General features: G+C 42.3%; 14 protein-coding genes and 1 pseudogene. All 15 read left to right on the forward strand.

Annotated elements, in window-relative coordinates; translation table 11 throughout:
• The first annotated feature begins 313 nt into the window (after positions 1-313).
• The gene (adhE, locus tag HMPREF2832_RS00200) at positions 314-2965 is read left to right on the forward strand and encodes a bifunctional acetaldehyde-CoA/alcohol dehydrogenase (RefSeq protein WP_070505206.1); all 2652 of its coding nucleotides are present in this window, start codon (positions 314-316) and stop codon (positions 2963-2965) included.
• Positions 2966-3278: 313 nt separating this feature from the next.
• On the forward strand, positions 3279-3860 hold the full coding sequence (locus tag HMPREF2832_RS00205) for a hypothetical protein (RefSeq protein ID WP_014712637.1): 582 nt from the start codon (positions 3279-3281) through the stop codon (positions 3858-3860).
• A 13-nt stretch (positions 3861-3873) separates the two neighbouring features.
• Positions 3874-4179, forward strand: coding sequence for a hypothetical protein (locus tag HMPREF2832_RS00210; protein WP_049498136.1), 306 nt, complete (start codon positions 3874-3876; stop codon positions 4177-4179).
• Positions 4179-4502, forward strand: coding sequence for a hypothetical protein (locus HMPREF2832_RS00215; protein ID WP_003009394.1), 324 nt, complete (start codon positions 4179-4181; stop codon positions 4500-4502). The genes HMPREF2832_RS00210 and HMPREF2832_RS00215 overlap by 1 nt, the downstream gene beginning before the upstream one ends.
• Before the next feature lie 207 nt (positions 4503-4709).
• A pseudogene (locus tag HMPREF2832_RS10440) lies at positions 4710-4827 on the forward strand (alcohol dehydrogenase); the annotation flags it as partial.
• 79 nt (positions 4828-4906) lie between these two features.
• Positions 4907-5809 (forward strand): helix-turn-helix domain-containing protein, encoded by a 903-nt coding sequence (locus HMPREF2832_RS00220; RefSeq protein ID WP_049498135.1) that lies wholly within the window; start codon positions 4907-4909, stop codon positions 5807-5809.
• A gap of 228 nt (positions 5810-6037) precedes the next feature.
• Positions 6038-6424 carry a hypothetical protein gene (locus HMPREF2832_RS00225; protein WP_049498134.1) on the forward strand — a complete coding sequence of 129 codons (387 nt, stop codon included), beginning with the start codon at positions 6038-6040 and terminating at the stop codon, positions 6422-6424.
• 170 nt (positions 6425-6594) lie between these two features.
• Positions 6595-7293, forward strand: a complete 699-nt coding sequence (locus tag HMPREF2832_RS00230) for an N-acetylmannosamine-6-phosphate 2-epimerase (RefSeq protein WP_049498133.1) — start codon at positions 6595-6597, stop codon at positions 7291-7293.
• A 139-nt stretch (positions 7294-7432) separates the two neighbouring features.
• Positions 7433-8749 carry an extracellular solute-binding protein gene (locus HMPREF2832_RS00235; protein ID WP_013904413.1) on the forward strand — a complete coding sequence of 439 codons (1317 nt, stop codon included), beginning with the start codon at positions 7433-7435 and terminating at the stop codon, positions 8747-8749.
• A gap of 182 nt (positions 8750-8931) precedes the next feature.
• Positions 8932-9819: a carbohydrate ABC transporter permease gene (locus HMPREF2832_RS00240; protein ID WP_003009412.1), complete on the forward strand. Its 888-nt coding sequence runs from the start codon at positions 8932-8934 to the stop codon at positions 9817-9819.
• Between the two features lie 15 nt (positions 9820-9834).
• Complete coding sequence (locus HMPREF2832_RS00245) at positions 9835-10674, forward strand: carbohydrate ABC transporter permease (RefSeq protein ID WP_003002334.1); 840 nt, start codon at positions 9835-9837, stop codon at positions 10672-10674.
• Positions 10675-10748: 74 nt separating this feature from the next.
• The gene (locus HMPREF2832_RS00250; protein WP_070505207.1) at positions 10749-11201 is read left to right on the forward strand and encodes a NanQ anomerase/TabA/YiaL family protein; all 453 of its coding nucleotides are present in this window, start codon (positions 10749-10751) and stop codon (positions 11199-11201) included.
• 21 nt (positions 11202-11222) lie between these two features.
• Positions 11223-11870 (forward strand): DUF624 domain-containing protein, encoded by a 648-nt coding sequence (locus tag HMPREF2832_RS00255; RefSeq protein WP_070505208.1) that lies wholly within the window; start codon positions 11223-11225, stop codon positions 11868-11870.
• A gap of 31 nt (positions 11871-11901) precedes the next feature.
• Entirely contained in the window at positions 11902-12819 is a 918-nt protein-coding gene (locus HMPREF2832_RS00260) for a dihydrodipicolinate synthase family protein (protein ID WP_070505209.1), read from the forward strand.
• Positions 12820-12834: 15 nt separating this feature from the next.
• On the forward strand, positions 12835-13722 hold the full coding sequence (locus HMPREF2832_RS00265; protein WP_070505210.1) for an ROK family protein: 888 nt from the start codon (positions 12835-12837) through the stop codon (positions 13720-13722).
• Positions 13723-13784 lie beyond the last annotated feature (62 nt).

Raw genomic sequence — 13784 nt, forward strand, 5'->3', positions numbered from 1 at the left:
AAGATTAAGAAAACGCTTACAAAAATCAATTGAAAATATCACTTTGTGAAGAAAAAATTTTTTTAATTATTTTTTCACAATTTTGCTAGATAATTGCTTTCACAGCAATAGGATTGATAAAATTTTTACAAACTTCAAAAAAATCTTTGTGAAAGTTGCTTGGAAGTGTTTACAAAAATCTCAAAATAGAGTACAATTATATTGTGAAATAATTAACAAATCGAAATTTCTTACACTATTCTTGAAAATTTCCGAAAACATGAAAAAGTTCTAGAAAAGGATAAGGGTTTCAAACATTGGAGGAAAGCATCAAATGGCTGATAAAAAAACTCTCTCACCTGAAGAAAAGAAACTCGCTGCTGAAAAGCATGTAGACGAGTTGGTGCAAAAAGCGCTTGTGGCGCTTGAAGAGATGCGCAAATTGAACCAGGAGCAAGTGGACTACATTGTAGCGAAAGCATCTGTGGCTGCTCTTGACGCACACGGTGAGCTCGCTCTTCATGCTTATGAAGAAACTGGTCGTGGTGTCTTTGAAGACAAGGCGACTAAGAACTTGTTCGCTTGTGAACACGTAGTAAATAACATGCGTCACACCAAAACAGTTGGTGTCATTTCAGAAGATGACGTCACTGGTTTAACTTTGATTGCTGAGCCAGTCGGTGTTGTCTGCGGGATCACACCTACAACCAACCCTACTTCAACAGCAATCTTTAAAGCATTGATTTCCTTGAAGACACGGAACCCTATCGTCTTTGCCTTCCACCCATCTGCTCAAGAATCATCTGCTCATGCGGCACAAATCGTACGCGATGCGGCAATTGCAGCTGGAGCACCTGAGAACTGTGTGCAATGGATTACCCAACCTTCTATGGAAGCAACCAGTGCCCTTATGAACCATGAAGGAGTTGCTACGATCCTTGCGACCGGTGGGAATGCCATGGTTAAAGCGGCATACTCATGTGGGAAACCAGCTCTTGGGGTAGGTGCCGGAAACGTACCTGCTTATGTTGAAAAATCAGCTAACATCCGCCAAGCAGCACACGATATCGTCATGTCTAAATCATTTGACAACGGAATGGTCTGTGCGTCTGAACAAGCGGTCATCATCGATAAAGAAATCTACGATGAGTTTGTTGAAGAATTCAAATCTTACCACACTTACTTTGTCAACAAAAAAGAAAAAGCCCTTCTTGAAGAGTTCTGCTTCGGCGTAAAAGCCAACAGCAAGAACTGTGCAGGTGCGAAATTGAATGCGGACATCGTTGGGAAACCAGCAGCATGGATCGCTGAACAAGCTGGCTTCTCTGTACCGGAAGGAACCAATATCCTTGCGGCAGAATGTAAAGAAGTTGGCGAAAAAGAACCGTTGACTCGTGAAAAATTGTCACCAGTCATCGCTGTTTTGAAATCTGAAAGCCGTGAAGACGGAATTAACAAAGCTCGCCAAATGGTTGAATTCAACGGTCTTGGTCACTCAGCAGCCATCCATACTGCTGATGAAGAATTGACCAAAGAATTTGGTAAAGCAGTCAAAGCTATTCGTGTTATCTGCAACTCTCCTTCGACTTTCGGTGGTATCGGGGATGTTTACAATGCCTTCTTGCCATCATTGACACTTGGATGTGGTTCTTACGGACGCAACTCTGTTGGGGACAACGTTAGTGCCATCAACCTCTTGAATATCAAAAAAGTCGGACGCCGGAGAAATAACATGCAATGGATGAAACTTCCTTCAAAAACATACTTTGAACGTGATTCAATTGAATACCTACAAAAATGTCGTGACGTTGAACGTGTCATGATCGTTACAGACCACGCTATGGTAGAGCTTGGTTTCCTTGATCGTATCATCGAACAGCTTGACCTTCGTCGCAACAAGGTGGTTTACCAAATCTTTGCAGACGTAGAACCAGATCCAGATATCACAACCGTTGAACGTGGTACTGAGATCATGCGTGCCTTTAAACCAGATACCATCGTCGCTCTCGGTGGTGGATCTCCAATGGATGCGGCTAAAGTAATGTGGCTCTTCTACGAACAACCAGAAGTGGACTTCCGTGACTTGGTTCAAAAATTCATGGATATCCGTAAACGTGCCTTCAAGTTCCCATTGCTTGGTAAGAAGACCAAATTTATTGCGATCCCAACTACATCTGGTACAGGATCTGAAGTAACCCCATTTGCCGTTATCTCTGATAAAGAAAACAACCGTAAATACCCAATCGCTGACTACTCATTGACACCAACTGTTGCCATCGTAGACCCTGCCTTGGTATTGACAGTTCCTGGATCTGTTGCAGCAGACACTGGTATGGACGTTTTGACGCACGCGACTGAAGCTTACGTATCACAAATGGCAAGTGACTACACTGATGGTCTTGCTCTTCAAGCTATTAAACTTGTCTTTGAAAACTTGGAAAGCTCAGTGAAGAATGCGGACTTCCATTCACGTGAAAAGATGCACAATGCGTCAACCATCGCAGGTATGGCCTTCGCCAATGCCTTCCTCGGTATTTCTCACTCCATGGCCCACAAGATCGGTGCGCAATTCCACACCATCCACGGACGGACCAATGCCATCTTGCTTCCATACGTTATCCGCTACAACGGTACACGCCCAGCCAAGACAGCTACATGGCCTAAGTACAACTACTACCGTGCAGATGAAAAATACCAAGATATCGCTCGTATGCTAGGACTTCCATGCTCTACTCCAGAAGAAGCCGTTGAAGCTTACGCAAAAGCTGTATACGAACTCGGTGAACGCGTAGGTATCGAAATGAACTTCAAAGCACAAGGCATCGATGAAAAAGAATGGAAGAAACATTCTCGTGAATTGGCCTTCCTTGCTTACGAAGATCAATGTTCACCAGCTAACCCACGTCTTCCAATGGTAGACCACATGCAAGAAATCATCGAAGATGCATACTATGGTTACAAAGAACGTCCAGGACGTCGTAAATAAGACACTAGAGAACAACTGATGTTTATCAGCTACCCCCTACTCTTTCGAGTGGGGGGATTTTTGATGGTATTTTCAAATTTTATGCTGACTATGGAAATTGTAAAATCGACTTTATCTTGGCGATTTAGAGTTGGAATTCTCTTTCTTTCATAGAAAATTAGACTTTTTTCAAAAATCTGTGCTATTTTTATAGCATTGCGAGCTAATTTATGTTACCCTATAATGTGTGAATCTGCTTGTAGTTGAAGGGTTATGATAGCTTTTCAGTTATAGGAAACAAATAATAAGGAACTTAGAAAGGAGGCCATCTCATATGGAGTTAGAAGGTGAAGTGCAAGGAAGACAAGATCAGGCACAGAAAATTATTGACATGCCCCAACGAGATCAGGGAACTTCCACTTCAGAAAATCAGCCATCATCTGCTTCGGTGGTCTCCATGTATGGGCAGGAAAGGCCTGGTCAAAGTAGTGGGCATTCGTCTAGTATTTCTAGTCTCCATCAGCAACTGGCAGGAGCATCTGGGACCCAGACTATTCAATTGCGGGAGGAATTGGTGCTGGCAGTAGCACAGAATGCTTCAGCGCAAGCCACTGTCTTTGAGGCAGAGGTCAAGGATAAACTGGAAGAGGCCAAGGAGATGGTTTCCCATAAAGTCGCTGAGGTGTCTCAAATGGCCCACAGTATGGCTCAATTTTTAACAGACGCAGAAGTGGAGCAACTATTAGGGGAGTTCTCCATGGATACTTGTTGGGACCAAGCAGTAGAGGCGGAGAACCTCGCCCAAGCAAAGGCCTACTCTACTCGCTTGTCAGATTTGGCGGGTCAGTTGGAGGCTGCATCAGCTCAATTGGTGGACTTGGACAAGGGACAAGCGACGGCCTTTGATTTTTCATAAGTAGGAGAAAAAAATGTTAGAGATCCTGGGAGAGGACAGAGAACGAATTGAGGAGCTCCATCGAGAGATTAAAAAGGAGCAAGAGCGGATTGCGATCCGAAGTTTGATTGCAACGCAAAAAGCCTTGATGATGTTGGAAGGGATGAGTTTGCAGGTAACCTTGGGCGGTCAATCCGAAAAGATGCGCTCTTTTGCTACAACGACCCTGGTTAGTGATTTGAAAGATGGATTTACAGGAGGAGCAGCGGACGCGGTAGAAATAGCACTGAAATCAGTGAAGAAGCCGATTTTATTGAGTCCGATTAAGGGAGGTATGTGATGTACCATTCAGGAAATAGTGAATTAGAACAACTAGAAGATCGACATTACCGCTTCAACCAGAAACTGAGCGAGTTGGAGTGGGATTATGCGGATATGCGTATGGATGTCCGCCAACATACAGAAAATTTAGTGGACTGGCTAAGTGCTCTGCATTTTCAAGCGCCAAGTGCGGAGGCCCAAAGTGGCTTGGAGCGTTTATTTGCCTTGCAAGAAGAGTTTGAGGCAGAACTCAAGCGATATGAAGAGCGCTTAGAAGAAGAGCGTGAGCGCGAACAGCAAGAGTACTACAAGCAACGTCAACAATTAGAACAAGGTGATTGAAACATTCCTCTGGTAGAGATAAGAGGAATGTTTTTGTTTGCTCAAAAAACTTTTTAAAATATGCTTCGAACCATTGTAAACGCTTACTCTATATGTTATAATATCACAAAGAAATATACAGAACATGGTTTTATCAAACCAACAAAAAGGAGTCGCTTATGAAAGCTGCAACCTATGTATCTGCAGGCAATCTGCAACTGCTGGATCAAGCTCATCACCCACTACTTCAAACTCTCAGAAGTTAAAAAAAGCCTATGATGTCTTTAAACATGTAGGTGAAAGCCATGCACTCAAGGTCATTATCGAAAATGATATCAGTGAATGAAGTGGCAACTAATGTTTGTTCATAGTTTTTTTAGTAGGGCTGGGAGGTAACTTCTAGCCCTTTTTCAGAGGATTAAGAGATGAGAGATATAAAAAGTGAAATTGGGAAAAAACTAAGACGATTAAGAGAAGAAAAGGGGATGACGAGAGAAGTACTTTGTAATGATGAAAGTGAATTAACAGTTCGTCAGTTAGTACGTATTGAAAAGGGAGAGTCTTTGCCTAGCTTAAAAAAATTAGAATATATTGCGAATATGTTGGGTATTCCAGTGTCGAATATTGTAGATCATGAAAAAGCGGTATTGCCTCGTAGATATCTAGAATTGAAATTTCTAGTTACTCATTTTATGACATATGGGGATGAAGAACGGATAAGACTGAAGGAATCTTATTTTGATGAGATTTACGAATCGTATTTTGAAGATTTACCAGAAGAGGAACAAGTTGCTATTGAAGCTGTAGATGCAGCGTTAAATGTTTTTTCAACTGAGAAAGCTGAATATGGAGAAAATTTGATTGAGGAATATTTTGGGCAATTGATGACTAAAAAAGAATTTTCTCAAAATGATCTATTAATCATCAAATTATTTTTGTTCAAATGTCTCGCGAGAGCCAAGGATAAAAGAGATGCTATGGTTTTAGTTGATAAAATGATTGCTACCAAAGATTCATCTGATAAAACGAGCCTATATTTAATAACCAGAAATTTAATAGCGATGACTTCTATTTTATATCAAGATGAAGATTATGAGCAGTTGGGTCCATATATAGATGAATTGGATAAATTGGTACAAGAAACTCAATATTTTCAACAAAAGCCGGGTATAGATATGATGAAAGGAACCTATGCATTCTACGTGGAAAAAGACATAGAAAAGGCAAAAGTATTTTATCACCAAGCAATGGTTTGCGCTCATTCATTTGGCGAATTTGATCTTGAAAATAAAATAAAAAAAGAAATGGAAAAACATTTTAAAAAATGAGGACGTGACATTTATGTCATGTCCATTTTATTTTTAAAGTGATACCATTGTTATTGAAGGTGAAGTGGGAATAATAATTAGGTAGGGAAGATAATTATAACTATTACAGGAGGATGAAATTATCATGTATAAATTATAATTTTCACTTCATATTTCTTGTAAATAGCCTATTATAGTCTTATAATATAAGTGCAGAAAACGATTACATAAAGAGAAAGGTGTGATCTTATGAAACGGTTTTGTTATCATCGTGAATTCTGGATGGACTTCCATTTCTGGATCTTGGTCTTGCTTTTAGCGGCTGTAGCTTTGACGATGCGGTCTCCGCTTTCGGTAGTTAGCCTGGCTTATCTTGCTTTTGTTGGGATTTTGATCCTTCTTCAGGTCTTTCAACCAGCTGTATCGACACGTCAGTATCCAGAAGGTAGCTACCACTTCAATTGGACCTTTTATCGGGATACCCGACTGTATATCAATCTCTTTTTATTAGCAGGTCTCTTGGCGGGCCCAATGGCTTCATCGGATATGGTCTATTGGATCTTGCTTGGAGCCGTCGTCGGTTCTATCGGCTTTGTATTTGTCGTAAAGGAAAAAGCGACTCAAAAGATGGCCTAGGGAATCACCATGTGTTAGATCTCTGAAACTAGTTTCAGAGATCTTTTTATTTTGCCCTAAAATGTGAAACTATAATCCGATTGCACGATTAATATTGTAAGCGCTTTAAAAATAGATTATAATCAATTTACAAGTACTCGAGTTGCCTTATTTTCAAAGGAGAAGGAGTTATGTCAAAGATTACAAAAGATGAACTGATTGAACAAATCAAAGATGGCATCATTGTTTCTTGTCAAGCTCTCCCTCATGAACCGCTCTATACAGAAGCAGGAGGAGTCATTCCTCTCTTGGTCAAAGCGGCTGAGCAGGGTGGAGCTGTCGGAATCCGAGCCAATAGTGTCCGGGATATCAAGGAAATCAAGGAAGTGACCAAGTTGCCGATCATTGGGATTATCAAGCGTGACTACCCACCGGAAGAACCCTTTATCACGGCTACCATGAAAGAAGTCGATGAGCTGGCAGCTTTGGAAATCGCGGTTATTGCGCTTGATTGTACCAAGCGGTCGCGTCATGATGGGCTTTCGATTAGTGACTTTATCCATCAAGTCAAAGAGAAATATCCAGACCAACTCTTGATGGCTGATATTTCGACTCTGGAAGAAGGATTGACAGCTGTCGAAGCGGGAGTGGACTTTGTCGGAACGACCCTTTCGGGCTATACGGACTACAGTCCAAAGGTTGATGGTCCAGATTTTAAACTGATCCATAGTCTCTGCCAAGCAGGAGTAGATGTCATCGCAGAAGGCAAGATCCACTACCCTGATCAGGCCAAGAAAATCCATGATCTCGGGGTTCGTGGTATCGTCGTAGGTGGCGCCATTACCCGACCAAAAGAGATTACAGAGCGCTTTGTCGCAGCCTTAAAATGAGAAAACAAAATAGTAGATTGAAGGAGGAGGAGACCGAATAGAGAGTAGTCGAATCTGAAACATGAACAAGAATAGGCGTCCTCATTGAGGATAACCCCCTGTAAGAGTAATCTTACCGTAAATTGTGAGGAGAAATCACATGAAAATGAAAAAAGTATTGTGCTCGTTGGTAGCTGGTGCAGCTCTTCTAGCACTCGCAGCTTGTGGCTCTGGCGGAGGATCAAAATCAGAATCTTCTGGTGGAAATTCTGGTAAAACAGAAATCACTTGGTGGGCCTTCCCAGTCTTTACTCAAGAAAAAGCAGAAGATGGTGTCGGAACCTACGAAAAATCAATTATTGCAGCTTTTGAAAAAGCAAATCCAGATATCCACGTGAATTTGGAAACGATTGACTTCAAGTCAGGTCCTGAAAAGATCACAACGGCTATTGAAGCAGGAACTGCTCCAGATGTGCTCTTTGATGCACCTGGACGGATCATTCAGTATGGTAAAAATGGAAAATTGGCTGATTTGAACGATCTCTTTACAGAAGATTTTGTCAAAGATGTCAATAATGAAAATATCATTCAAGCCAGCAAGGCAGGCGACACAGCTTACATGTATCCAATTAGTTCAGCACCATTCTACATGGCGATGAATAAGAAGATGCTCAAAGATGCAGGCGTGTTGGATCTTGTCAAAGAAGGCTGGACGACAGACGACTTTGAAAAAGTATTGAAAGCTTTGAAAGACAAAGGTTACACACCAGGATCACTCTTCAGTAATGGTCAAGGTGGAGACCAAGGAACTCGTGCCTTCATTGCCAACCTTTATGGCGGTTCTGTTACTGATGAAAAAGTAACCAAGTATACAACCGATGATGCGAAATTTGTCAAAGGTTTGGAAAAAGCTTCTAAATGGATCAATGATGGCTTGATGATGAATGGTTCTCAATTCGATGGAGGAGCAGACATCCAAAACTTTGCGAATGGTCAAACTTCTTACACCATCTTGTGGGCGCCTTCACAAAACGGTATCCAAGCTAAATTGTTGGATGCAAGTAAGGTCGAAGTAGTAGAAGTGCCATTCCCATCTGACTCAGGCAAGCCAAAATTGGAATACCTTGTCAATGGATTTGCAGTCTTCAATAATAAAGATGAAAAGAAAATTGCTGCTGCTAAGAAATTTGTACAGTTCATCGCAGACGACAAAGAATGGGGTCCAAAAGATGTTGTGCGTACAGGAGCCTTCCCAGTTCGTAGTTCATTTGGTAAGTTGTACGATGACAAACGGATGGAAACCATCAGCACTTGGACAAAATACTACTCACCATACTACAACACAATCGACGGTTTTGCAGAAATGCGGACCCTATGGTTCCCAATGTTGCAATCTGTTTCAAACGGGGATGAAAAAGCAGAACCAGCTTTGAAGACCTTTACTGAAAAAGCAAACGAAACCATTACGAAAAAATAATCAGTCTATGAAGCAAATCTAAGTCTTTCATAGAAATGAGAATATGCAGGCCCTTTCGAATCCGTAGCTCTCTATTTGGAATGGAACGAAGGGGTCTTCATTCTTTCTGAATCTTCTTTTCTTAAATCGTAAGATATGTTTAGAAAAGAAAATAGAAAAAGAACACTAGGAGGTGCCTTACTGTGAAGGTAAACAAAATCCGAATGAGGGAGACACTCGTTTCCTACGCATTCCTAGCACCCATTTTAATCTTCTTTACGGTCTTTGTCCTAGCACCCATGATCATGGGCTTTGTGACAAGTTTCTTCAACTATTCTATGACATCCTTTAAGTTTGTCGGTTTAGAAAATTATTCCCGCATGTTTGCGGATAAGGTCTTTGTGAAGTCCTTGATCAATACCGTCATCATCGTTATCGGATCGGTTCCGATCGTCGTATTGTTCTCCTTGTTTGTGGCTTCTCAGACCTACCATCAAAATGCGATTGCGCGTTCCTTCTATCGTTTCGTCTTCTTCCTTCCAGTTGTTACAGGGAGTGTAGCGGTAACGGTTGTATGGAAATGGATCTATGATCCACTATCAGGGATTTTGAACTTTGTATTGAAATCTGGACATGTCATCAACCAAAACATTTCTTGGTTGGGGGACAAACACTGGGCTTTGATGGCCATCATCATTATTTTGTTGACCACTTCAGTCGGTCAACCGATCATCCTCTACATCGCAGCTATGGGAAATATTGATAATTCTCTCGTAGAAGCAGCGCGTGTGGATGGTGCGACAGAATTTCAAGTTTTCTGGAAGATCAAATGGCCAAGCTTGTTGCCAACAACTCTTTATATCGCGATCATTACGACCATTAACTCTTTCCAATGTTTCGCCTTGATCCAATTGTTGACATCCGGTGGTCCGAACTATTCAACGAGTACCCTTATGTACTACCTCTATGAAAAAGCCTTTAAACTCTCTGAATACGGTTATGCCAACACCATGGGTGTCTTCCTTGCGGTGATGATTGCCATTATCAGTTTTGCGCAATTCAAGATCCTCGGAAACGACGTAGAATACTAAAGAAAGGAGCCTCAGATGAAACCAACACAAAAGAAACCCATCACTGCCTTTACAGTGATTTCAACGATCATTTTGCTCCTTTTGACTGTCTTGTTCATTTTCCCATTTTATTGGATTTTGACAGGGGCCTTTAAATCTCAGCCAGACACTATTATGATCCCACCTCAATGGTGGCCAAAGACACCAACCATGGAAAACTTCCAACAGTTGATGGTACAAAACCCAGCCCTACAATGGTTGTGGAATAGTGTCTTCATCTCCCTTGCAACCATGCTTTTGGTGTGTATGACCTCTTCCTTAGCTGGCTATGTCTTGGCTAAGAAACGCTTCTATGGGCAACGAATTCTCTTTGCCATCTTCATTGCAGCTATGGCCCTTCCGAAACAAGTTGTCTTGGTCCCATTGGTACGCATTATCAACTTTATGGGAATCCATGATACCCTTGCAGCGGTTATTCTACCATTGGTTGGATGGCCATTCGGGGTCTTCTTGATGAAGCAATTTAGTGAAAACATCCCAACAGAACTCTTAGAATCTGCTAAGATAGATGGTTGTGGAGAGTTGCGGACTTTCTGGAGCGTTGCTTTCCCAATTGTCAAGCCGGGATTTGCAGCCCTTGCCATCTTTACCTTTATCAACACCTGGAACGACTACTTTATGCAATTGGTAATGCTGACCTCTCGGCAAAACTTGACTATTTCACTAGGGGTTGCGACCATGCAGGCTGAAATGGCCACCAACTATGGCTTGATCATGGCTGGGGCAGCCCTAGCTGCAGTGCCAATCGTTACGGTCTTCCTCGTGTTCCAAAAATCCTTTACACAAGGGATTACCATGGGAGCGGTCAAAGGATAAGTCGTCTGTTTGGACAAATGATAGTTGTGTACAGATCGGTTTTCTAGGCTGAGAAGTATCGAAAGGATGAGAATATGATATTTGATGATTTAAAAAACATCACCTTTTACAAAGGAATCCACCCCAATCTAGATCAGGCCATTGACTTTCTCTATGAGCATCGGAAGGATTCTTTTGAATTGGGGAGATACGATATTGATGGGGATAAGGTCTTTCTCGTCGTTCAAGAAAATACCCTCAACAAAGCAGAAAATGATCGCTTTGAACACCACAAAAGATATGCCGATTTGCATTTATTAGTAGAAGGGCATGAGTTTTCGAGTTATGGATCTCGTGTGACAGGTGAGGCTATCGCATTTGATGAAGTATCGGACATCGGTTTTGTCCATTGCCAGGAGTCTTATCCGCTTCATCTAGGCTATCATAATTTTGCGATTTTCTTTCCAGGGGAGCCTCACCAACCCAATGGCTATGCAGGGAAAGAAGATATCGTGAAAAAATATCTATTTAAAATTGCGATCGATTGATCACGTTAGAAAGGAGTGCCTATGTCATCTAAGGGGGCAGGATTGATCAAAACCGTTTTTAACACGGACAATGTAGTGATGCGTATCAGTGAGAAAGTCCTCGACTTGGTAACTGTTAATCTTTTATTTGTGCTAAGTTGTTTACCAGTTCTCACGATTGGAATTGCGAAAATTAGTTTGTATCAGACCTTATTTGCCATTAAGCACCAGCGTCGAGTTCCGGTGATTCGTAGTTATGCGAAGGCTTTTCGGGACAATTGGAAAATAGGCTTGCAACTAGGAAGTTTAGAACTGATTGTTGCAGGTATTTGTCTCTTTGATTTATTCTTATTTTGGGGGCAAACTTCCCTAGCTTTCCAAGCTTTGAAAACCATTTGTTTAGGCCTCTTTCTCTTTCTTGTGTTGATCTTATTGGCTGCTTATCCGATTGCAGCCCGCTACCAATTGGATTGGAAAGAGTGTTTGCAAAAAGCCATGATTGTGACAGGCTTGCATTTTCCTTGGTTCTTTGTCATGGGAAGTGCTCTCTTGCTTCTATATATGGCTCTTGCAAGCTCAGTTTTAGCTTTCCTATTGGGGCTTATGATCTTTTTCTTGTTCGGCTTTTCAAGCTTGGCTTTTGCACAAGTTGGATTAATGGAAAAGATTTTCGCCCAGTACCAAGAATAAAATGAATTTATTAGTGACAAAAGGAGAAAAAATGTCAGATTTAAAAAAATATGAAGGAGTCATCCCCGCTTTTTACGCCTGCTATGATGACCAAGGAGAAATTAGCCCGGAGCGGGTACGTGCGCTGGTAGAATATTTTATCGTGAAAGGTGTGCAGGGCTTGTATGTCAACGGATCCTCTGGCGAATGTATTTACCAGAGCGTGGCCGATCGCAAGCTGATCTTGGAAGAAGTGATGGCAGTAGCTAAAGGGAAATTGACCATCATTGCTCACGTAGCCTGCAACAACACCAAGGATAGCGTAGAATTGGCACGACATGCGGAAGAACTAGGAGTGGATGCCATTGCGGCCATTCCGCCGATCTATTTCCGCTTGCCAGAATATAGTGTTGCCCACTACTGGAATGAAATCAGTGCAGCCGCACCCAATACAGACTTTGTTATCTATAATATCCCGCAATTGGCAGGGGTTGCTTTGACACCGAGCCTTTACAAGGAAATGTTGAAAAACCCACGGGTGATTGGGGTCAAGAATTCTTCGATGCCTGTTCAGGACATTCAAACCTTTACTTCTTTAGGAGGCGACGACCACATTGTCTTTAATGGTCCAGATGAACAATTCTTAGGCGGCCGTCTCATGGGAGCCCATGCTGGGATCGGTGGTACCTATGGTGCGATGCCAGAACTTTTCTTGAAGCTCAATCAGCTGATTGCTGAGAAAGACTTAGAGACTGCGCGTGCCTTGCAGTTTGCCATCAATGACATTATCGGAGTCTTGACGTCTGCTCATGGCAATATGTATGCGGTCATCAAAGCGGTTTTGCGCATCAATGAAGGTTTGGACTTGGGATCTGTTCGCTCCCCTTTGACGCCAGTAGTAGAAGCGGATCAAGAAGTGATTCAACGTGCTGCTCAACTCATTCAGGACACAAAAGCCAGATTCCTTTGATCAAAGGAGGTCTAGATGAATCCATATGTTGTAATTGATATCGGAGGGACCAGTATCAAGTATGGTCTAGCCGATGCAAAAGGGCAACTCCTAGAGACCCATGAAATGCCAACGGAGGCCCAAAAAGGAGGACCTCACATTCTTAACACAACAAAGGAAATCGTAGCCCGTTATTTGAAGAAGCATCCCTTGGCAGGGGTTGCGATTTCTTCGGCCGGAATGGTCGATCCTGATAAGGGAGAAATCTTTTATGCTGGCCCGCAAATTCCCAACTATGCAGGTACCCAATTCAAAAAGGAAATTGAAGAGACATTTCAGATCCCTTGCGAGATTGAAAATGATGTCAACTGTGCTGGTCTCGCAGAGGTCACTACAGGCCATGCAAAAGGATCTAACAATGCTGTTTGCCTGACGATTGGGACAGGGATCGGTGGTTGCCTCTTGCTTGATGGTCAGGTCTTTCATGGCTTTAGTAATTCAGCTTGTGAGGTTGGCTATCTTCATTTGCCAGACGGTGCCTTTCAGGATCTGGCTTCAACGACGGCTTTGGTCGAGTATGTGGCAGAACATCATGGAGATCCTGTGGAACAGTGGAATGGTCGCCGGATCTTCAAACAGGCAACTGAAGGAGATAAAATCTGTATGGCTGGAATTGATCGAATGGTGACCTACCTTGGCAAAGGACTGGCCAATATCGTTTATGTGCTCAATCCAGAGGTCATCGTTCTTGGAGGGGGGATTATGGCTCAGGAAGCCATCCTGAAACCTAAAATCTATCAAGCCCTGTGTGCCGAACTGGTTCCTAGCCTAGCAGATAAGATTCGTTTGGAATTTGCCCACCATCAAAACGCTGCGGGTATGTTGGGGGCCTACTACCACTTTAGACAAAAACATGAAACATAAAACAAGTCGCGCTGGCGACTTGTTTTTGATTATGTGACTTTCAGTCCGTCTCGCTCCGTTAG

Source organism: Streptococcus sp. HMSC073D05 (assembly GCF_001812015.1).
GTDB classification, from domain to species: Bacteria; Bacillota; Bacilli; order Lactobacillales; family Streptococcaceae; genus Streptococcus; species Streptococcus parasanguinis_D.